This is a genomic window from Truepera sp. (genome assembly GCA_032027045.1).
In the GTDB taxonomy this organism is placed as follows: Bacteria; Deinococcota; Deinococci; order Deinococcales; family Trueperaceae; genus JAAYYF01.
In genome coordinates, this window is record JAVSMU010000001.1 from 717,167 (window position 1) to 737,591 (window position 20,425).

Annotated in this window: 20 protein-coding genes and 1 riboswitch; of the genes, 11 read left to right on the forward strand and 9 right to left on the reverse strand. The window is 69.5% G+C overall.

Annotation, left to right across the window (positions count from 1 at the left end; genetic code table 11):
* Positions 1–41 precede the first annotated feature (41 nt).
* The 3 genes from ROY82_03180 to ROY82_03190 are packed head-to-tail and all read right to left on the reverse strand — an operon-like array spanning position 42 to position 7,753.
* Positions 42–1,637 (reverse strand): iron ABC transporter permease, encoded by a 1,596-nt coding sequence (locus ROY82_03180; protein MDT3681470.1) that lies wholly within the window; start codon positions 1,635–1,637, stop codon positions 42–44.
* Positions 1,638–1,691: 54 nt separating this feature from the next.
* On the reverse strand, positions 1,692–5,126 hold the full coding sequence (locus ROY82_03185) for a UvrD-helicase domain-containing protein (protein MDT3681471.1): 3,435 nt from the start codon (positions 5,124–5,126) through the stop codon (positions 1,692–1,694).
* Positions 5,123–7,753: a PD-(D/E)XK nuclease family protein gene (locus ROY82_03190; GenBank protein ID MDT3681472.1), complete on the reverse strand. Its 2,631-nt coding sequence runs from the start codon at positions 7,751–7,753 to the stop codon at positions 5,123–5,125. Before ROY82_03190 ends, ROY82_03185 begins: the two co-directional genes overlap by 4 nt.
* 307 nt (positions 7,754–8,060) lie before the next feature.
* Here ROY82_03190 and ROY82_03195 point away from each other — a divergent pair, with 307 nt between their 5' ends.
* The 5 genes from ROY82_03195 (at position 8,061) to ROY82_03215 (ending at position 12,737) form a co-directional block, all read left to right on the forward strand.
* Positions 8,061–9,290, forward strand: a complete 1,230-nt coding sequence (locus ROY82_03195; GenBank protein ID MDT3681473.1) for an ABC transporter substrate-binding protein — start codon at positions 8,061–8,063, stop codon at positions 9,288–9,290.
* 72 nt (positions 9,291–9,362) lie between these two features.
* Positions 9,363–10,223 (forward strand): branched-chain amino acid ABC transporter permease, encoded by an 861-nt coding sequence (locus ROY82_03200; GenBank protein MDT3681474.1) that lies wholly within the window; start codon positions 9,363–9,365, stop codon positions 10,221–10,223.
* Complete coding sequence (locus tag ROY82_03205) at positions 10,223–11,224, forward strand: branched-chain amino acid ABC transporter permease (protein MDT3681475.1); 1,002 nt, start codon at positions 10,223–10,225, stop codon at positions 11,222–11,224. The genes ROY82_03200 and ROY82_03205 overlap by 1 nt, the downstream gene beginning before the upstream one ends.
* A complete protein-coding gene (locus ROY82_03210; GenBank protein MDT3681476.1) occupies positions 11,221–12,003 on the forward strand; it encodes an ABC transporter ATP-binding protein in 783 nt (260 codons plus the stop codon). The genes ROY82_03205 and ROY82_03210 overlap by 4 nt, the downstream gene beginning before the upstream one ends.
* On the forward strand, positions 12,000–12,737 hold the full coding sequence (locus ROY82_03215) for an ABC transporter ATP-binding protein (protein ID MDT3681477.1): 738 nt from the start codon (positions 12,000–12,002) through the stop codon (positions 12,735–12,737). The genes ROY82_03210 and ROY82_03215 overlap by 4 nt, the downstream gene beginning before the upstream one ends.
* A gap of 20 nt (positions 12,738–12,757) precedes the next feature.
* Here the strand turns inward: ROY82_03215 and ROY82_03220 are convergent, their stop codons facing one another.
* Together ROY82_03220 and ROY82_03225 are read right to left on the reverse strand one after the other, a co-directional pair.
* On the reverse strand, positions 12,758–13,852 hold the full coding sequence (locus ROY82_03220; GenBank protein MDT3681478.1) for a thiamine ABC transporter substrate-binding protein: 1,095 nt from the start codon (positions 13,850–13,852) through the stop codon (positions 12,758–12,760).
* Between the two features lie 42 nt (positions 13,853–13,894).
* A riboswitch (TPP riboswitch) is annotated at positions 13,895–13,996 on the reverse strand.
* 71 nt (positions 13,997–14,067) lie between these two features.
* Positions 14,068–15,297: an MFS transporter gene (locus ROY82_03225; protein MDT3681479.1), complete on the reverse strand. Its 1,230-nt coding sequence runs from the start codon at positions 15,295–15,297 to the stop codon at positions 14,068–14,070.
* Positions 15,298–15,440: 143 nt separating this feature from the next.
* On the opposite strand from ROY82_03225, the gene ROY82_03230 reads away from it, so the two are divergent.
* Entirely contained in the window at positions 15,441–16,118 is a 678-nt protein-coding gene (locus ROY82_03230; GenBank protein MDT3681480.1) for a Crp/Fnr family transcriptional regulator, read from the forward strand.
* Between the two features lie 4 nt (positions 16,119–16,122).
* On the opposite strand, the gene ROY82_03235 is transcribed toward ROY82_03230, so the two are convergent.
* The 3 genes from ROY82_03235 to ROY82_03245 are packed head-to-tail and all read right to left on the reverse strand — an operon-like array spanning position 16,123 to position 17,990.
* Positions 16,123–16,455, reverse strand: coding sequence for a metal-sulfur cluster assembly factor (locus ROY82_03235; GenBank protein MDT3681481.1), 333 nt, complete (start codon positions 16,453–16,455; stop codon positions 16,123–16,125).
* The gene (locus tag ROY82_03240; GenBank protein ID MDT3681482.1) at positions 16,452–17,759 is read right to left on the reverse strand and encodes a hypothetical protein; all 1,308 of its coding nucleotides are present in this window, start codon (positions 17,757–17,759) and stop codon (positions 16,452–16,454) included. Before ROY82_03240 ends, ROY82_03235 begins: the two co-directional genes overlap by 4 nt.
* Positions 17,760–17,768: 9 nt before the next feature.
* Entirely contained in the window at positions 17,769–17,990 is a 222-nt protein-coding gene (locus ROY82_03245) for a DUF2249 domain-containing protein (GenBank protein ID MDT3681483.1), read from the reverse strand.
* 138 nt (positions 17,991–18,128) lie between these two features.
* Here ROY82_03245 and ROY82_03250 point away from each other — a divergent pair, with 138 nt between their 5' ends.
* The 5 genes from ROY82_03250 to ROY82_03270 all read left to right on the forward strand — a co-directional run bounded on the left by ROY82_03250 (position 18,129) and on the right by ROY82_03270 (position 19,791).
* Positions 18,129–18,482: a hypothetical protein gene (locus ROY82_03250; protein ID MDT3681484.1), complete on the forward strand. Its 354-nt coding sequence runs from the start codon at positions 18,129–18,131 to the stop codon at positions 18,480–18,482.
* A gap of 1 nt (position 18,483) precedes the next feature.
* Complete coding sequence (locus ROY82_03255) at positions 18,484–18,810, forward strand: cupin domain-containing protein (GenBank protein ID MDT3681485.1); 327 nt, start codon at positions 18,484–18,486, stop codon at positions 18,808–18,810.
* A 10-nt stretch (positions 18,811–18,820) separates the two neighbouring features.
* The gene (locus ROY82_03260) at positions 18,821–19,018 is read left to right on the forward strand and encodes a ferredoxin (GenBank protein MDT3681486.1); all 198 of its coding nucleotides are present in this window, start codon (positions 18,821–18,823) and stop codon (positions 19,016–19,018) included.
* The gene (locus ROY82_03265) at positions 18,981–19,205 is read left to right on the forward strand and encodes a DUF2249 domain-containing protein (GenBank protein MDT3681487.1); all 225 of its coding nucleotides are present in this window, start codon (positions 18,981–18,983) and stop codon (positions 19,203–19,205) included. The genes ROY82_03260 and ROY82_03265 overlap by 38 nt, the downstream gene beginning before the upstream one ends.
* A 115-nt stretch (positions 19,206–19,320) precedes the next feature.
* Positions 19,321–19,791, forward strand: a complete 471-nt coding sequence (locus ROY82_03270) for a hypothetical protein (protein ID MDT3681488.1) — start codon at positions 19,321–19,323, stop codon at positions 19,789–19,791.
* Here ROY82_03270 and ROY82_03275 read toward each other — a convergent pair.
* Complete coding sequence (locus ROY82_03275; protein ID MDT3681489.1) at positions 19,788–20,366, reverse strand: RDD family protein; 579 nt, start codon at positions 20,364–20,366, stop codon at positions 19,788–19,790. The genes ROY82_03270 and ROY82_03275 overlap by 4 nt on opposite strands.
* Positions 20,367–20,425 lie beyond the last annotated feature (59 nt).

Consider the following 20,425-nt stretch of genomic DNA (forward strand, 5'->3'; position numbering starts at 1 on the left):
TCGGCATGTTCAGCGGCATCATACCGGCGCCGGCCATGCGTTCAGAACTCGCTCGGGCCGCGCCGCTGCAGGAACAGCATGACGGCGGCAGTCAGGAGCATCAGCACCACGCCCAGCGCCAGGGCCTCCCCGTAGTTGGCCTGGCCCGGCCGCCCCAGGCGGTCGAAGATGGCCACCGGGAGGGTGGCGTACTCGGGCCTGACGAGCAAGAGCGTGGCCCCGAACTCGCCCATGGACACGGCGAAGGCGAAGGCCGCCGCCGTGAGGAAGGCCGGCCTGAGGAGGGGCAACTCGACGCGCCACAGCGTTCTCAGCGGTCCGGCGCCCAGGCTGGCGGCCGCGCCCGCCAGCGCCGGTGGTTGCGATCGATAGGCCGGCAGCAGCGTGCGCGTCACGAACGGGAACGCGAGGAGGGCGTGTGCCAGGGGCACGCCCCACGCGGAGCCAACGAGCACGGGGTAGGTCAGCAGGTAGCCGAACGCGAGCGTCACGGGGCTGGTCGCTAGCGGCAGGAGGCTCGCCTGGTCCAGCCAGCGCCAGCCGCCACGCGCCACCGCGTACGCGAACAAGAAGCCGACCAACAGCGCCAGGGCGGCGCTGCTGAACGCGAACGCCAGCGAGTTGCGCAGCGCGTGCCACAGGCCGGTGAACCCGATGGTGTCCGAAGGCGTGAGGAGGCTCGAGAAGTTCTTCAGTGAAGGCCAGCCGGCGCCGGGCGCCGCGAGCGACTGCGACGCGAGGGTCACCAACGGTGCGAGCACCAGGACGCTCGTCACCAGCAGGATGCCGCCCAGTAGCAGGTGGCCCGCGCCGGTCGGTCGCCGCGTGGCGTCCCCGGGGGCCACGCTCACCGAGAGCCGCTCCTGGAGCCTCGTGTACAAGAACCCCACGCCGATCATGAGGACGAGCTGCACCAGGGCCAGGGCCGCGGCCGAGTCCAGCTCCAGCAGGCGCACGGTCAGGCGGTAGATCTCGACCTCCAGCGTGGCGAACCTGGCGGCCGGGGCGAGGATAAGCACCACCCCGAAGCTGGTGAAGCAGAAGAGGAACACGAGCAGCGCCGAGGCGAGGGTGGCGGGGAGCGCCAGGGGGATCGTCACGCGCCACAGCGCGCGCCACGGAGTGGCCCCTAGGGTGGTCGCCGCCTCCTCGAGCCGGGGCGCGACGCCCTCCAGGAACCCGCCGACCACGCGCGCCACCACGGCGAAGTTGTAGAAGACATGCGCGATGAGCAAGATGACCAGGGTGTTGCGCAGGTCGACGCCGAGGACGCCGCGCGGGCCCACCAGCGTGAGGAACCCGATGCCGGCCACCACGGTGGGCATGACGAAGGGGACGGAGAACGCCGCGGTGAGGGCGCGCTTGCCACGGAAGCGGTAGCGCGCCAGCAGCAGCGCCGTGGGCAGGCCAAGCGCGACCGTGAGCAGGGTGGAAAGTAGGGCCTGTGCGAGCGTGAAGCCGATGCGACCGAGGTTGTAGGGATCGGTGAGGGCGGCGAGGAAGCCCGCGGCGAACACCTCGCCGTGGGCGGGTGTCAGGCTCCGCGCCAGGATGACAGCCAGCGGCACGAGCAAGAAGGCGGCGAGGAAGGCGGTTGCCAGGGCGCCGGCCAGGTGGGTGACGGGGCTGCGCCGCATGGCCTCAAGTGTAGGCCACCGCCCCCGGCCGCCCCACGGCGCGCCCGCGAAGCCTCAACCGAGCAGCACCCGCAGCACCTCGTCACGCGCGGCAAGTACGACGATCCCCTCCCTGGCGCCGGTGAGCCGCAGGTAGGCGCGGACCTGCTCCCGGTAATGTGCCAGGGTCTCCGGGGTGGGTGCCCGGTCGGACTTCCAGTCGAGCACCACTTCCGGTCGGCCTTGGGGGTCGACCGCGATGGCATCCGCGATCCCGCTCCAGATGACCTCGCCGCCCGTACCGTGGTCGTGTTCGGCGCCCGCCACCGCGACCTCGGCCAGTAGACTGCCGTGCAGCGCAGCCACCTCGGGCACGTGCCAGGCGCGCAGGGCCATGCCGGCCACCTCCGCCGGGTCCACGCCGAGGTCGTCCGGCGAGAGCTCCGCCAGCAGGCCGGCCGCCCGCACCGCGAGCGCGGCCTGTGCGGCCTCCACCACTGCGTTGATGACGTCCTCCATGAGCTTGTGAAGCAGGATGCCGCGGGCCGTTCCCACCGTCAGCGTCGAGGCAGTGGCGGGTGCCTCCTCGACCGAATCGAGGGCATCGAGGATCCAGGTGCCAAGCTCTGCGGTGAATAGGGGGACCGAGTCCTCGGCCTTGACCCCCTCAGCGGCGCCATCACCCTCGTCGCTGCGGCTCGGCGCGCGCCTCTCGACGTGGCGTATGACGCCACGGACTACCGCCGTTTGCGCCGCGAACTCCTCAGGGGTTTGAGTCGTGTTCTTCGCGGCCAGGTCGGTCCACCGCCGGTCTTGAACATCGGGCGTGACCGGGTGCCAGGCGACTTCCTCCTGCCAAGGCACGAGGTTGCACCAGGCGCCGTCGGCGGTCTCGAAGTCGAAGCGGGGGATCACCAGCAGGTCTCGCGCCCGCGTCGCTGACACGTACCAGAGGCGCACTCGCTCTCCTTGCAGCTCCGCGGCCTCCCGCTCCAGGCTCTCATCCAAGGCGCTGCACTGGTGCCCGAGCAACCTCATGGCGAGGCGCTTGTTCTGCCGGTCGTAGAGCGGGACTTCGGCCCCCTTGGGGCGCGACATCGAGCCGACGGGTATGACCACCCGCCACTCGAGGCCCTTGGCCGAGTGCAAGGTCATGAGCGTGACCGCGTCCTCCTCCGCGTCCACACGGCCTTCGAGTTCCGCGCTGCCTTCGCTCCAGGCGGTCCAGACGTCGTCTGCGAACGCGGCGATGCCGCGCAGGTCGTACGCCTTGGCCGCCTCGAGGAAGCGCTCAAGGTTGGCGAGTGCCCGGTCGGCCCGGAAGCGGTGCCGATGGACGAGCACGGCCTTCGACCGCAGAGCGTCCACCGCCTCGGTGAGGAGGTCGAAGGGGGCGGCCGTGAAGCGTCGTGCACCGAGCGGTGCCAGCACTTCGAGGACCTCGGCCACTCGCGGCACCGGCACCAGGGCGGGGTCGGTCGCAAGCGTGAGTTGCGGGTCGCCCGCGGACCGCGAGAGCGCGTACGCCACGTCGAGCAGCTCCTCGTCGGTGATGCCCACCATCGGACCGTGGAGGAAGGCGCCCAGCGCCAGCGAGTTGGCGGGGTGCGCCAGAGCGCACGTGAGCGCGACCATGTCCTGCACTTCCTGGCGGCGGTAAAACCCCTTGCCCGCCTGGCTCGCGACGTTCAGGCCAACCGCCTCGAGCTCGCGTTCGTAGTGCTCGAGGCCCACGAAGCTCGGTGCCAGCAGCGCGATCTCACCTGGACTGACCGGTCCATCTAGCAGGCCGCTGCGTCCCTCGACGAGGCTAAGGCAGAACGCCGCCACGGCGGCTGCCTCCGCTTCCCGTTTGGCGCCCATGAGGAGGCCCTGTTCTTCGTTCGGGTCCGTCGACTCCGTCTCCGCTTGGTCGCGGGTCGCGTCTTGCCTGACGACGTTGAGCCGCACCAGTGCGGCGCCGGGCCCCGGCCGGCGGCTCCCGTCCAGCGGCGCCAGGCCCGCTTGGCCGGGCGCGGACAGCGGTCCCTGGAAGCTTAAGTTCGCGTTCTCGAGCACGCCCGGGACCGAGCGGAAGTTGGTGGTCAGGCGGAGCGTGCTCGAGCCCGGGTCTCGGGCCAGGCCGTCTCGCAGGGCCAGGTAGGTGGCGGGGTCCGCGCCGCGGAACCTGTAGATCGACTGGTTGGGGTCGCCCACTACGAACCTCGCGCCCGGCCGTGAGGGCCACCGCCGCCAGTCACCTTCCGTCGGTACGCCCGTCAGCCGCCAGACGATTTCGGCTTGCAGGGGGTCGGTGTCCTGGAACTCGTCCACCAGCACGTAGCGGTAGAGCTCCGCCAGCTCGCCGCGCACGTGCTCGTGTTCGCGCAGCAGCCGAGCGGCCGTCGCTATGAGGTCGTCGAAGTCGATGACGGCGCGTTGCCGCTTGGCCTCCGCGTACGCCTCGAGCGCTCCCCGGAGCGAGCCGATCAAGAGGCCGACCAAGTGATCGACGGAGGTCGAGAGCAGGTGGGCGATGGCCGCGGCCGCGTCCTCGTATGCGGCAAGCAACGCCACGTAGCTCGCCTTCGCTTCCTCGGCGGAGCCGCCGGCAGACCTGATCGCCGCCACCCAGGCCGTTTTCGCCCTGAGCTTCCTGACGCTGTTCTTCTGTGTGAAAAGGGGGCCGGCGTCCGTTCGTAGCGCCGCCAACGCCGTGTCGGTCGTGCCCTCGGTCCACGCCAGCCCGGCTACGTAGGCCGCCAGGGCCTCGTTGAAGTCTTGGACGGCCTCCGTAGCGGCGGGCTCGCGGTCGACCAGGCGGCCGAAGCGCCGGGCCGTACGGTCGACCGCCTCGCGGGCGGCCTGTACGTTCGCCTCCGGGACGACCAGGTCGGGGTGCTCGCGCATGATGCCGACGAGGGACTTGAGGCTCTCCAAGCTCGGAGACTCGGGGTGCGTCAGGAGGTCGATGAAGGGGTCCTCGGAGGCGGCGAGCGGGTCGGCACTCAGGCGCTGACGCAACCACGCGTCGAACACGTCGTCGAAGAGGAGGTCCGCCGCCGCGGCGTCCAGGACCGCCGCGCCAGGGTCCACGCGTGCCTCGACCGGATACGGCAGCGCGAGTTCACGAGCGAAGCCGTGGATGGTCGTGCTGGTGAGCTCGTCCAGTGCCTCGAACGCCGCGGCGAGGTTCCGCCTCTGCTCCTCGGTCGGTCCGGAAGCGTCGAACGCAGGAGCGAGGGGTGGGACCACCTCGCCCCTCGCCAAGGTCTCGAGGTACTCCCGCACCCGGCTCGCCATCTCGGCAGCGGCAAGCTCGGTGAACGTGATGGCCGCCACGTTGCGAGGCGCCACGCCGTCCGCCAACAACAGGGCCACTCGCCCAGCCAGGATGGCCGTCTTGCCCGTGCCCGCCCCTGCCTCCACCAACAAGCCTCGGTGCCGGTCCGTAAGCGCCATCTTGCGCGCCGCGGCGTCCGTCAACCGCGCCGCGGCGTCCATGGGCGGCCGGCCGCCGGTACCGTTCACGTCGCACTTCCCAGTAGCTCGTCCAGCCTGCGGCGCAGGGGTTCGAGTCCGGCACTCTTCTGGCTCAAGTAACGCGCCACCCCGTAAGCGGGGAACGCGAGGCGCGTGTCTTCGTACGGCGAAGCCAGGCCCGGCCCGGCAACCGCGTTGCCCTCCCGCAGGTTCGCCGCGGCCAGTTCTGCGGCCTCGGCCAGGTCGCTCAGGGCCGCGTCGGGGTCGGTGAGCGGCAGAGTGGTCCGGTGGCGCGGGTACGCGAGCAGCGCCTCCACCCGCCATTCGGGGCCGAGGAGCTGCCGCACCGCCGCGGTATAGATTGGGCGCTGCAGCTCGTCGCCGCCTGCCAGGCCATCGGCGTCCCTGAGTTGCCTGCCGGACTTGTAATCCACGACGCGCACTCGTAAGCCGACGCGGTCGAGGTCGAGCCTGTCGATGACGCCTCGCAGGCGCAGGTCGGTGCCCGGCAGCATCACCTCGGTACGCGTGCTCCAAGGCCCACTGCCGCCTCGGTCCGCTCCGTTCGTGTAGCCGAAGCGCAACTCGGCGTAACTCTCCTGGCCGAAGTCGAGCCCTTCCTCGAAGGTCAGGCCCCAGCGGGCCCAGTCCGCGACGGTCTCCAGCGTCGCCCGCCAGAGGGCAGCCGGTGGCACCGGCCGCTCCGCCTCCCAGGCCGCCCCCACCTCCTGGCACGCCCTGGTGACCGCCTCCTCCAGCGCCGGCTCATCCCCGAGGGCCAGGTGGCCGACCGCCGCCTCGAGCACCTCGTGCAGCAGGGAGCCGAGCGCGGCCGGGTCGAGCGCCATGACCTCACCACGGGGCTCGGGGCGCTGCCAGCCGAGCGCGTACCTGGCCACGAAACCGTAGGGGTGGAGGAGGAGACTCTTGAGCGAGGTCGCGGAGTGGTGACGGGCAAGCGCCGCCTCGATGGCCGGATGGCCCGGGCGCACCACGCCGTCGCTCGCCGTCAGCTCGGCCGTGTAGGCCGAACCATGAACACTGCGCGCTCGTTGGAAGCGCCGCTCCGCCTCCAGCTCGTCTGGGCGGCCCGCGAGCCTGTCGGGTTCGCTCAGGGCGTGATGCGCGCCCGCATTGGGTCGAGACGTGGCCCGTTCGGCGTCCAAGGTTGCGAGCAGGCGGCTCTTCGTCTGCTTGCGGCCGTCAGAGCCGCGGCGGGGCCAGGAGGCCACCAACTCCTCGCCGGTAGCGGCCACCAGAGCGCGGAAGTTATCGGCGTCCTGCCGGCCCACCCCGCGCTCCCTCAGCACGATGCCGGGCCTGAGGCGCTGCGGAAGGAGCGCGTCCTCATCAGGGGCGCGGCGCGGCCACGCCCGCGCGGTCAGGCCCAACAGGCGCGTGTACGGCCTGGGCCAGCCGACGAGCGTGCCGGCAGGTCCCCAGATCACTGACGTCGCCGGGTCGTTGCCGTCCTCGACCCGAAGGCGCGACAGCGACTGCTCGAGGACGTTGGCAGGACCCTGGTTCAGGGCCCGCCGCCACAGGGCCAGGGCGTCCCCGCGCAACCACCGCTCGCCCACCTTGCTCGCCGCCGGTAGGCCGAGCGAGACGTCCGCCACCAGGCGCTCCAGGATCTGCGCCTGCAGCGGCTCGCGCCGCGCCAAGGGTCCGAGCGCACCGCGCCAGTGCGCCAGGCTGGTGAGCCCGGCATCTTGGTGCACTTCGTCCGACCACGTTTCGGGCAGGACGGCAAGGGGGCCGGTGTTCACTTCCCGCGCCGCGGCCGCGATCCGCCTGACGTGCGGCTGAGACGGACCCCTGGCCAGCGCATCCGCGAGGGCGGCAAGTAACTGGCCGACGGGTGTCGCCAGGACCGGTGTGCCGTGAGCGGCGTGCACGGGCAAGCCGGCGCCCTTGGCGAGGCTGCGCACGCTCTCGTCGTATGGGCCCACTTCCGTGGTCCCGATGGCCACTTCCTCGGGGCGGCGCCCGCTGCTCAGGAGTTCGTGCACCCAGCGAAGGGCCTCGAGGGCCTCGTGCTCCGGGTTGGCGCAACTGGTCTGCGTCGTCCTCGGTGTGAGAGCCGGAGCCGCCAGCCAGGCGACCTGCGCCGGCAGCCAAGCCGGCGGGCGCGGCTGCAGTCCGCGCCACGTGACGGAGACCTGCTGCGCCAGGTCGGTCAGGAGGCCGCGGTACAGGGGCGGCAGGTCGTCTACGCGGTCGAGAGTCGTCGGACCCAGCAGCGTGGGGGCAAGGCCTACCCGGCGCCTCGCGCGGCTCACCAGTCGGTGGGGGAGGAGGGCGCCACCCTCCAACGCGTCCTCCACGTGCTGTTCGAGGGCGGCGAGCTCCGCCCAGCGGCCGCCCGCCGCGGCGCGCTCGCGCAAGTCCAGGTCGGCGTCCCACACTGCCCGCAGCGTCCGTGCTGCGGCCCGCGCGAAACCGGGCATGCCGGCGAGCTCCCGGAGCCCCGTCAGCCTCTCCACCGGCGGCACCTGCAGCGCTGCCAGGAGCTCGGAGGTACTGACGGGCCGAGCGAAGCCCCCTACCAGGCGGCCGGCGAGGCCGGCCATGGACAAGACCTGGTGGCCGAGGCTGCCCTGCTCGGCCAGCTCGTCTTGCACGCGGCGCCCGCCGAGGCGGCCGGGGACGACGTAAGTGGTGCGCCTTAGCAAGGCAGGCGGCCCCCCTTCGAAGCTGCGAGGAGGATAACGCGGGCGTGCGGCAGGGAATGACGGAGCTACCCGCACGTCCTAGCCAGGCGAGCGGGGCCTGGCTAGGACGTGCGGGGCCAGGCCGCCGGAGCCCGGCCGCCCGAGGCCCCGGGCAAGGACCAGCGAGCGACGGCGGCTGGGAACCCTGATGGACGCACTGGACGCCATACGCGGGCCATACCGCGTCGCGAGCTGTTCGTTAAGTGTCATCGTACCGGCCCGGTCAGGCGAACGGGAGACATAATGGCCGACGATTGGGAGGGATTACATGAAGCGCATCGTGATGCTGTTGTTGGCGCTCGTCTCCGGACTCGTGATGGCTCAGGGCACCATCTCCATCGGGCTGCTGCTGCCTTTCACCGGCCAGTACGACTGGGTGGGAGCCAATGTTCAACCCGTCGCCCAGATGATCGCCGACGATGCCAACGCGAGTGGCGGCATCGGCGGAGCACAGATCCGCTTGCTGCAGGGAGACACCGAGGGCACCGTCGATGCCGGCTTCACGGCCGCCCAGAAGCTCATCAACGCCGACGGGGTGGTGGCGCTCATCGGGCCGACCTCGCTGTCCTTGGCCGGTTCCCAGCAGTTGATCGTCGATGCCAAGGTGCCGATGGTCTCGCCGACCGCCGGCACGACCGCGCTCGATTCCTTCAACACCCAGTACGTCTTCCGCACCGTTCCATCGGACTCCTTGGGCGGCCGGGCGGTGGCCCGGGCGGCAACCGACGCCCAATTCCTGGGCCGCGATTCGGCGTTCAAGAAGGTGGTCCTGATGGTCGCGAACGCTCCGGCCATGGTTTCGTTCCAGGCGCCCATCGAGAAGTCCATGACCGACTTCGGCACGCCTCTGCTCGACAGCTTCCAGTTCACGCCCGATAAGCCCAGTTACCGCACCGAGGTCCAACAGGCGCTGGCGCTCGACCCAGACCTGATCGTGCTGGTCGCCACACCCGAGGATTCCGCGCGCGTGATGCAAGCAGCCTTCCAAGCCGGCTACGAGGGTACCTGGTTCGTCACCCAAGACCAGACCACGAGCGATTACATCGCCCTCGCCACGCCACAACTGGTCGACGGGATCTATGGACTCGAAGAGGTCGCGGCGCCCGAGAGCGCCGGCCTGTACGACGCTTTCGCGGCCCAGCTGAAGGCCTTTGACGGGAAGGAGCCGCAGATCTTCGGCACGAACACCTACGACGCCATGAACGTCGTCTTGTTGGCCATGGTGCGAGCGGCGCGCGACGGCGGCGAGATAACGCGCGCCAGCGTCGCTGCCAACATAAGGCCGGTCACCGACGCCGGTGAGGGCAAGGTAGTGGTACACGAATACATGGCAGGAAAGGCCGCGCTTCTTGCGGGCAAGGAGATCGACTACCAGGGCCTGGTCGGACCGATAGACTTCGACGCGTTCGGCAACATCACCGCTCCGTTCGCGATCAAGCGGGTGGTTGACGGCGCCTGGCAGACCGTGGCGATCGTTCCGGCCGCCGCGCTGGAGTAGCCGAGGGGTAGAGGGCGTGGGGGCAGCGGTGGCGGCGAGCCACCGCACGCCCACGCTTGACCCTCGTACACCGTGACCGCGTTCCTGCAGACGTTGATCTTCGGCCTCGGTACGGGCGCTGTCATCAGCGTCGGCGCCGTGGGCCTGTCGTTGTCTTACGGCGTCACCAGGTTCATCAATTTCTCGTACGGGGAGCTGCTCACGCTCGGCGCCTACCTGGCCTTCGTGGCCGTGTCGCTGGGTTTGTCGTTACCCGTAGCCAGCCTGCTGGCCATGGTCGTGGTCGGACTCATAGGAGTGGTGCTGGCCCGGCTGCTCTTCGACCCCATCTTGCACCGCGGCTTCCTGTCGCTCCTGGTGACGAGCGTGGGCCTCGCTTTCGTGCTGCAGAACGCCGTGCGCATGATATTCGGGTCCAGCCCGACGCGCTTCCCGCTACCACCCCTGCGGCCTTGGCGGATCGGCGCGCTCATAGTCCCGAAGGTCCCCGTTCTCGTCATCGTCATCGCCGCGCTGGCCATGGCGTGCGTCCACCTACTGCTTCGCTACACGCGCATGGGCAAGATGATGCGCGCCACCAGCGACGATGCGGCGCTCGCCAAGGCGTCCGGCATAGTCACCGGTCGGGTGTTGGCGACCACCTGGTTCTTGAGCGCCGCCATCGCCGCCTTGGGCGGCGTCCTGCTGGGCATGACCCAGATCGCGTTGCAACCGGTGATGGGTTGGGGCTTCTTGCTCGTCGTGTTCGCCGCCGTGCTGTTAGGGGGCATCGGCAACCCTTACGGGGCCATGCTCGGAGCCCTCATCGTCGGGCTCGGCATCGAGTTCGGCGCCGCCTACCTGGCGCCGGACTACGGCCACGCCTTCGCCTTCTTGCTCCTCGTGCTCGTCCTGCTCCTGAGGCCCAAGGGACTACTGCGAGGGAGTTTCTGATGGCATTGGCGACCTTCTTCGTCGGGCTGCTTACTCTGGCGTTGATCTACGGCGTTCTCACGCTCGGGTTGCATGTCCAGTTCGGCCTGGCGGGCATGCTCAACTTCGGGCATGTGGCGTTCTTCGCGGTCGGGGCCTTCACGAGCGCCTTGCTGTCGTTGCCACCCAAGGGCAGCGAGGCCTATTTGGCGGCCGGCGGGCAGTACCAGCTCGGTTACGGCTTGCCGGTGCCCCTGGCGTTCCTTGCGGCCGGTCTGGCCGGCGGCTTGGTGGCGCTGCTGATCGGCTCTACCAGCGTGCGGCTCGGATCGCATTACCTCGCGGTCGCCACATTCGCCATGGCCGAGATCCTACGCAGCGTGCTGACCAACGAGACCTGGCTCACCCGCGGCCAGTTCGGGATAAGCGGTGTGCCGCAGCCGCTACGGTCCAACCCCATCCCAGCAGAGCTCTATCCGTTCGCCTACCTGGCTGCGACGGTAGTAGTGGTGGCGCTGCTGTTGGCCGTGTCGGTGCGCTTGACCTCGTCCCCCTTCGGCCGCGCGCTGCGTGCCGTGAGAGAGGACGAGACTGCCGCGAGGGCTCTCGGGAAGCCGGCGCCCGGACTCAAGCTGCGCGCCTTCGCCCTCGGCGGTGTGCTGGCGGGCTTCGCGGGAAGCTTGTGGACGCATTCCCTGGGCATCGTTCACGTTGGCCAGTTCGTGCCGATCATCACGTTCCAGGTCTGGCTCGCGCTGCTGCTGGGCGGCCGCGGCAACCCGATCGGCGCGGTGGTCGGCGCCCTGGTGTTGATGGCCATAACCGAGAGCACGCGGTTCCTCGGCAACATCCCGTTCCTGGAGCCGCTGACGCGGCGAAACCCCAGCTTCGTTCCGTCCCTGCGCTTCGTCGTCGTCGGCCTGCTGCTCATCCTAGTGGTGCGCTACTTCCCGCGTGGCCTGCTGCCTGAAAGGTTGCGCCGACCCCCAGCCGACGAGCCGGCCCCCGGTCGCCAGCCATGACCTCGCCGCCAGATAACGACGTAGCCTTGCGCGTAGCGGACGTCAGCAAGGCGTTCGGGGGCCTTCAAGCCGTCAATCACGCCACGTTCGACGTGGCGCGCGGCAGCGTCACCGGACTGATCGGCCCCAACGGTGCCGGCAAGTCGACACTCTTCAACCTCATCACCGGCGTGATCCGGCCGGACGGTGGTCGGGTCGAACTAGACGGACTGGAGCTGGTCGGCAAGCCGGCCGACGTAATCGCCAGGGCCGGGTTGGGCCGCACCTTCCAGACGCCACGCATCTTCGCGGCGATGTCGGTGTGGGAGAACCTCATGGCCGGCGGCAACGCTCACCCGGGTGAAACTCTGATCGGTGGCCTGTTTCCCGGCAGAGGGTCGCGTGAGCGAGAGGCTCTGCTTCGCGGCCGGGCGCGCGAGTTGTTGCGCTTCCTCGGACTCGAGCACCTTGCGGGCGGCAGCGCTCAGGACCTCTCTGGCGGGCAACGCAAGTTGCTGACGCTGGGCCGAGCCTTGATGGCGGCGCCAGAAGTGCTGCTACTGGACGAACCCGCCGCCGGGGTGAACCAGACCCTCAGGCGCACGCTCATGGCCCGGATAGCCGACCTGCGCGCGCGGGGGGTGACGGTGCTGGTGGTGGAGCACGACATGGACCTCGTCATGGAGCTATGCGACCACGTGGTGGTCATGCATCAGGGCAGCGTACTGGCGCAGGGAGCACCGGGCAGCGTTCAGAGCGATCCAAGGGTGATCGAAGCCTACCTGGGAGGCGCCGTATGAGCCGGCCTCCTGAGCCGCTCTTGCGTGTCGAGCAGCTGGACGCCGGGTACGGCCCGCTGCAGATCCTGTTCGGCGTCAGCCTCGAGGTCGGCGCCGATGAGCAAGTACTCGTGTTCGGGCCCAACGGCGCGGGGAAGAGCACCCTCATGAAGGCGCTGCTCGGGTTGGTGAGGCCGACCGCGGGGCGGCTGCGCTTCAGGGAACGCGACATCGCGGGGCTCGCCACCGAAGCCATCGTGAGGCGCGGAGTCGGCTACGTGCCCCAGATCAACAACGTCTTCGGGTCGATGACCGTGTACGAGAACCTCGAGATGGGCGGCGCTACGCTCAGCCCGCGTGCGGCGGCGCGCCGGGTAAGGGCGCTGGAGGAGCGCTTCCCGCTCCTCGGTGAACGCCGACGCCAGCCCGCCAACACGCTCTCGGGCGGCCAGCGTCAGCTCCTCGCCATGGCGCGCGCCCTGATGCCCGAACCCGCCTTGCTGCTGCTCGACGAACCCACGGCCGGGTTGGCTCCGCTGCTGGTAACGAGCATCTTCGAGACCGCACGCACCATCAGCCGCAGCGGCACGGCGGTGCTCATGGTGGAGCAGAACGCCCGCCAGGCACTCGAGTTCGTCGACCGCGGCGTGGTGCTGGAGAACGGCACCGTCCGCGCTACCGGCACCGCACTCGACCTCCGCTCACGCGATGACATAGCGGCGCTCTACTTGGGCGTGGCGAAAGACCGGCACTGAGCGACCGAGCCCGAGCTGCGTCAGCGAACGCTTGCCGGGTCACGCCCCTGCAACACCACCGCCGTCCACTGCCGCAGCCAGCGCGCCTGGTTGGCCTGCACGGTGGCCGCGGGCAGCGGTTCGGCCACCACGTCCTCGCCTACCTGGGCGTAGAGGTCGAACTCGCGCGGCAGCTCGGTACCCACGACCACCGGGTTCACGAACATGGCGGCGGGTATGGCCGCCTGGACCGCGGGGCTCAGCATGAAGTCCACGAACGCCTCGGCGGCGGCGCGATGCTTCGTGCCCCTCAGGATCCCGACCCCCTCGACCTGGCGGTAGGCGCAGCCGGGGCACTGCAGGTTGGCGGTGGGCGACTCGGTCAACGGTTCGTCCGCGAAGATGACCTCCGCCGCGGGGCTCGTCGCGTAGCTCACGACCAGTGGCCGGTCGCCGCCGTAGCGCGTGAAGAGGGTGTAGTAGGCGTCGGACCAGCCGTCCGCCACCTCGAGGTCGTTGGCCGCCAGCGCGGCCCAGAAGTCGAGCCAATCAGCGTACTTGGCGTCGGCGCCCATCACGCCCGCCTCGTCGTCGCCGAAGCGCACCACGGTGGCCAGCAAGAACGCCAGGCCCGGGCTGGAGGTCGCGGGGTTCTCGACGACGCTCACGCCGCGGTAGGCGGGCGCCGCCAGGTCAGCCAGTCCGGTCGGGAGTTCTAGGCCCTGCTTGGAGAACCACGCCACGTCCACGTTAGGCAGCACGTAGCCTACGTCGACGGGGGTTATGAGGCCCGTCGGGTCGAAGATGAAGTCGGCGCGGACGTCGGCGAGCCGGGGACTCAGGTAGGGCTCGAAGATGCCCTCGGACCGCACCCGCTCGAGGAGGCTCTCGTCGACTCCGAACAGCACGTCGGCAAGAGGTCGCGACTTGGTGAGCACCGCGCGGTTCACTACCTCGCCGGCGTCACCGGCCTTCAGGAACGAGACTTCGATGCCTGTGCTCTTCGTGAAGTCGGACACGAGTTCGGCGGGCAGGGCGAACGAGTCGTGGGTGAGCACCGTGATGCGCTCGGCCGCGCAGGCGCCAAGCAGCGTTGCGAGGATGATCGACACCGTAGTCTTAACGAGTTTCCGCATGGCGGCACGTCCTTCCATCACCACCGGACGCGCGGCGCGTTTCGCGGCGCAGCGTCACTCTCCCTCCGCCCGCATGACCGGGGTCAGGTTCTAGGGTGTGATCTCAGCCCGGGACGCATGCCCCGGACACCCCTGATGACGCTTCGAAGGTACCGCCGGCCGGTGAGCGCGTCAAGCGGCCAGGAGCGAGTGGCATGGTCCTGTCCTGCCGCGCCTCAGTCGCCCGGCTCCACCGCCCGGCTCGGGAGCCGCCACGCGGCGACCAGGGCCGTCACCAAGAAGAGCGCCGCAGTCACCAAGAAGATGGTCCGGTAGTTGGTGTCGCCGGGCAGGCTCGTAAGGGTGACGATCACACCGGCGACGATGGGCGCCACGGCCCGCGAGGCGGCCGCCACGGAGGTGTCGATGCCGTACACGGAGCCTGCCACCCCCCTCGGGGTGAGGCGGGCGAGCATGGCGCTGATGGAGGGCAGGACGCCGCCGATGGCCAGGCCGATGAGAACGTTGACGGCGATCAGTTGGAAGACGTCGGTGACGTACGCCATGGGCACGTAGAAGACCGCGCACGCGAACGCCGACACCACCAGGATCGGCTTGTAGCCGACCCTATCGGAGAGGCGCCCCAAGACCACGCCGCTCAGCGTGGAAGACAAGGCGGCGAGGCCGATGGCCAGGCCCGTGTACATGCCGGCCAGCTCCTTGTCGACGGTGATCGTGGCTATGAACAGTGGCAGGAAGGGCACCAGCATGGTGCGCCCGAGCCAGGCGCTGAAACGGAGGAAGTAGGCGAGGGGCACGCCCGTCGTCTTGATCACCGCGCGCCACGCGTGGAGCATGCCACTCACGCCGTGTTCGTCGTCCGCGGGCCGCTGGAAGTCCTCCTTCACGCCGAAGAGGACGAGCAGGCCGCCCACGAGGAGCAACCCGGCCGTGACCACGAACGAGAGGCGGTAGCCGAAGAAGTACTCGAGCGCGCCGCCGATCATGGGGCCTATCGACGCCCCGGCCCAGGACGCCGTCTGCATCATCCCCATGGCGTACCCGAGCCGGTTGCGGGGCGCGGCCGCCGCCACCATCGAGTTGCCTGCGCTCGCTACTCCCGTCGTGAGGCCCTGCACGAGCCTGAGGAAGGTCAGTTCCTCCGCGCTGCGTACGAAGGCCATGAGGAAGATGACGACGGCGCCGCCCACCAACGCCCGCTCGACCATGAGCTTGCGCCCATGGCGGTCGGCGATGGCGCCCCAGATGGGCGCAGCGACCATCATCGCTATCGCCTGCACGCTGAAAACGGCCGCGACCCAGAAGATGATCGAGCCCGACCCTTTCACGCCGAGGAACTCGACGTAGCTGGGCAGGAAAGGGAAGATGGTCGAGAAACCGATGGAGGCAAGCAGCTGCGCGAAGAACATGACGAAGAGGATGCGTTGCCAGCTGGTTTTCGGCACCGGTCGCCTCCGTGACGCGCAGCACCGCGAGGGGCCTCCATGACGCTGGACGGACGGCGGTCACGGGTTCCCGCGGGCGCCGGTCATGGTAACCCCGTCACGGAAAGCTCGCGGCCGGGTCCGGCAACGGTTAGCGTAGGCGAATGCCGCTGACCGAAGCCGAGATCCTCGCCCGCTGCCCCCTGTTCGCGGAGCTCGCGGACGAGGACGTGCAGGCGCTCGCACTCGTTGCCAGGCGGCGCAACCTCGAGTCCGGCGAGTCGCTCTTCATGGCCGGGGAGCGGGCCAAGGGGCTGGCGGTCGTGGTGAGCGGCCGCGTGAAGGTCTACGTGATCTCGCCCGCCAGCGGGCGCGAGGTCGTGCTGACCATGGAGCACCCGTTCAACGCGGTGGCCGAGTTGGTGTCCTTGGACGGCGGCCCCTACCCGGCCAGCGCCGAGGCGGCCGAGGCCAGCGAGGTGCTATGGCTCGAGCAGTCGGGTTTCCAGCGTGTGCTCAGGGAGCGGCCTCAGGTGGCGCTTCACCTGATGGGCATGCTCGGCAGGCGCTTGCGGCGGCTGGTGGCGCTCGTGGAACAGATCTCGTTCCAGGAGGTAATCCAACGCTTGGCCCGCTACCTGCTGGAGGTCGCCCAGAGCGGGGTTCCCTTCGTGCTGGACACGAACGGCGTCATTGCCGCGCAGCTGGGGACGGTGCCCGAACTGGTCAGCCGCAACCTCTCGCGGCTTCACGCCGGGGGCATAGTCGAACTGCAGGGACGCAAGGTCACCGGCCTGGACTTCGCCCAGTTGGAGGAGATGGCGCGGTCGGCGGGGCGCTAGGTCCTCAGTAGAAGCCGAGGGAGCGCTTCGCCTGGTCGCTCATGGCGTCTGGCGTCCAGGGCGGGTCCCATACCAGGTCGACGCTGATGTCGCCGACCCCCGGCACCTGACCCAGGCAGTGGCGCACGTCGGCCTCTATGCTCCCGTGCAGCGGACACCCCGGCGTGGTGAGCGTCATCTCGATCGCCACTTGCGAGTCCACCACGGCCACCGTGTACACCATCCCCAAGCTGACGATGTCGAGCCCCAGCTCGGGATCGATCACCGCGTGCAGGGCCTCGAGCACGTTGCGCGCTGGGACGGCCGGGTTGATCTCCGTGAACTCCGTTTCGGTCATGCGTGTGCGTCCTCCACGCCGGCGGCCTTGGCCATCTTGCCGGCGGCTGCGGCTGCCAGGCGCCTCTTGGCACGTACGGTAACGCCGACCACGTGGCCGGCCTGTAGTAGGAGCGCGGCGCCCCCCAGCAGCGTGGCCGCCCCGGATACCGATGCCAGGACGCTAAGGCGCCAGATCGTGGCACCCGCCAGCGCGAGGGCCGCCACCGCCAACCCCCAGGTGATGAGCGGTTCGAGTTCGTTCCTCACCAGGTCGCGTAGCAGCGGCGCGCCACCCGACACGCCGCCCGTGGCTGCCCCGGCGAACTGCCACGTCCAGGTGAGGAACGAGAGGATCTTGACGAGCATGCCACTCACTGCCAGGCCCACGAAACCGACCAGGAAGAGGATGGCGGCGGCGCCTCCTTGGCCGAACAGCAGTGCCAAGCCGGCCAGCGGCAGGAACGCGTGGGCCAGGACGTAACGCTCTATCGGTGCCTCCAGCTTCTTGCGCAGCCTGCGCTTGAGGATGCCGAGCACCTCCCAGGCCTGGAAGAAGCAACCGACGGCCAGGAGGGCCAGGGCGACGCCGGGGTCCCTTAGGCGGGTGAAGGCCGTCAGGGCCTCCAACAGAACGGCGGCCGAGACGGCGTAAGTGGCGCAGCGAACGCGCCACTGCGGCCCACCCTTCGAGAGCGCGAACATGGAAAGCAGCTTCTGTCCCGAACCGACTATGCCCAACAAGAAGGCCCCGAACAGGCCGACCGTCAAGTGTAGCTGCACGGGATAGCCGACCCGTGCGGCCAACGCCGGCGTCGTCCGGGCACTGGCAAGGGTGAACCCCAGCAGCACGGCCAGTGTGAGGAACGCCGCCGAGAGCAGCAGCGCGTGGCTGCCCGGGTCCTTCGGCCACCGTTGCGCCGCCGTCCTGACGAGCTGCACGAGCATGGCCAGCATGGCGAGGCTCACGGCGGCTGCGCCCGGCGCGAGCCAAGCTGGGTCGAACGTGCGGAAGAAGCCGACGACCACGGCCACGCCGCCCGCGAAGAAGAGCGGCAGGGTCGCCCAGCCTAGGCGCGGCCAGGCGAGGCGCGTCACGAACATCACGGCCGGCAGCTGTTGCAGCGTGCCCACGAACACCAGACCCACGAACAGCAGCGTGTAGACGTGGTTGAGCGCCACCACCCGCGGAGTTCCCAGGTAGGCGGTGAAGGCCCCCGGAGCGAGCAGGACGAGGACCCCGGCAAACACCAACGCGGCCGCGCCCACAAGCAAGGAAGCGATGGGGAGGACCGGCGGCGCGCCGTCGGCCCCCAAACGGGGCATCACTTGGGCTCAGGCCCCTTTGGTGATCCGAACCTGCGCGCTGCCGTCGTCCTGTTCCAAGACCTCGTACTCGGCGCCGGCATCGGCGAGTTGCGGCAGGAGATAGACGGGCACGCGGTCGTTGTGGATGGTAAGTACTTCGCCGGGCGCCATCTCGTCCAAGGCCTCGAGGGTCCTGATCATCGGGTTGGGGGGTTCGAGACCCCGGTTGTCGAGGAACTTGTCGGCCATGCTCCTAGCTTCTGCCTCGAAGGCCGTTCCGGCCAATGACCTACGTCATGGTGCCGGCCCGTGCCTCCTTGCGACTCTACGCTCGTGGCGCACGAGGAACGGCAACAAGCGCAAGTGCAACCGGCTAAGGTTTCGGCCGTGGAAGAGCCCGCCTCGCCGGCGGGCGGGGCGTCCCCAGCGGTCCCGGCGGCACGGGGTGCCACCTCCGGGGCCGAGGAGCGCCGTGTGCTACTGGCGGCACGTGTCTCAACCATCATCGATGCCCACGAGGACGCCCTCTCGACCCTGATCGCCGGGGGGTTCACCCTCCTGGCGCAGGCGCCGCTCAGGTGGGCCATGGCGCACACCGTGAACCTCGGCCAGGCGTTTAGGCTCAGGGGCCTGGCCCCGGCGGAGCAGGATCGGTTGCTCGACGCCCTCGCGGCCCTGGGTGTACCCGACCGCCTCGAACGGGGCGTCAGCGGGCTGGGGCCGAACGGAAGCGAGGACTGAGATGCCGCTCTTCAAGACGTCGGAGGTGGCTCGGTTCTCGGAACGCGGCCCGGTGCCCAGGCCGTTGAACGTGGGCGAGCACATGGCCGTCATGCTGCTCTGCCTACAGAAGCACCAGCAGATCGTGGCGCCCGAATCGGACGGGGCCGAGACCATCTTCACCGTCCTGGAAGGCAGCGGCACCATCACAGAGGATGACCGGGTCTACGAGGTGGCCGCGGGTGACATCGTTCACGTGAAGCCGGGCTCGCAGAAGTCGCTCGAGGCGGGAGAGGGGACCTTCACCGTCGTGGGCGTCCGGCAGTTGGGGGGCAAGCATGGCGCTTAGACCGAGCGAGATGTTCGTCGACATGGAAGCCTGCATCGAGTGCGGCATCTGTGAGGAGATAGCGCCGGGCATCCGCGACTGCACCGAGCACGTGCCAGTCACCAGCCTGACCATCGAAGCTATGGCTAACTGCCCCACTGGAGCCATCAAGTGGGCCGAAGGAGGAACCGATGAAGACGATAGACGTGCGCACCATCCCGCCGCGTGAGCGACACCCGCTGCTGTTCCAGGCGTTCGACGACCTGGAAGCGGGTCAGGCGTTCGAACTGATCAACGACCACGACCCCAAGCCGCTCTACTATCAGTTCCAGGTGGAGCGCAGCGGCACGGTCGAGTGGGAATATCTCGAGCAAGGACCCGAAACCTGGCGCATCCGCGTCGGCAAGGTCGACTGACAGAGACCGCCGTGCGTGAGTGGGCCGCCGCGCACCCCAGGTCGCGGCGGCCCTCGCGGTGGTGGATCTCGCAGTGGTGGCCCTAGCCGTGGCGGCAATCGGTTAGTTTGACCCCGTGAGCAAGTGGCAGGTCGCGTTCCTCCGCGCCGCGCTGGGTTGGCTGGTGGCCACGGGCGTCTTGGGCGTGGTGGTGAGCATCTGGCCCGCGCTGGCCGGACCGTTCCGCCCCACCCACGCGCACATGGGCGTGCTCGGCTTCTTCCTCGGCATGGTCATGGGAGTGGCCTTCTGGATGCTCCCGCGCCCTGGCGGCATCAAGCAGACGAGCTGGGAGGCCGCCAGCTTCGTGCTGTTGCAGGCGGGGCTCGTGCTGCGCGTGGTCGTCGAGCCGTGGTGGCGCATGACCGGCGACCGCAACGTTCAGGTGGCGTTCGTCGTCAGCGGCCTGCTGCTGCTTGCCGCCATGGTCGTGTTCCTGCTTGCCATGAGCAAGCGCGTCGTGACGCTGGCGACCATCCGCGAGAAAGGCCTGGGGCGCCGCCGAGCTGCGGCGCCCCAGGAAGGCGAGTCGGGTGAGAAGGACTAGGAGTCGGATTCGATGACGTGCGTGCCCGCGAAGCGGTCGCCGTAGCGGCGCCCGTCCGGAGCGGTGAGGACCAGGTAGATCTCGATGAGACCGACGATCGCGCCGACCAGGGAGAGCAGCAGCGTCAGGGCGATGATGCCGAGGAACGGGGCGTAGACGACCAAGTAGCCGAGCGAGCCCAGCGCGAGCGTCCAGTTGCGCTTGATGGAGGTGGTGAGGTCCATCTTGCCGCCGTCTTCGCGCACCACCCGCAGCTTCATCAGCTTCTTGCCCAGCGAACGCCCGTCCATGAAGTCGAAATCGAAACCGTCACGGGTGAGGATGTACGCGAAGCCGAGCAGGCTGCCGATCACAGGAAGGGCGCTCAGCACCCCGGCGATGACCGCGTCGATGATGTACGCGATGGCGCGCTTGCCCACGTCCGGCTTCGACTGGGCCTCGGGTCCGGCGGGGGCGGCGCCTTCGGGAGGCGCTACGGGCGGCACGGGTGGCACGGGAGGGATGGGTGGAACGGGTGGGGTCTCTTTGTGGTCGTCAGACTCTGGATTGCGGTCTGAAGGCGCTTGGTCCGACATGAACCGCTCCTTCCGGGGCGTCCTGGGGTCGTTGCGTGACGTCCTGTGCGCCAGTGTAG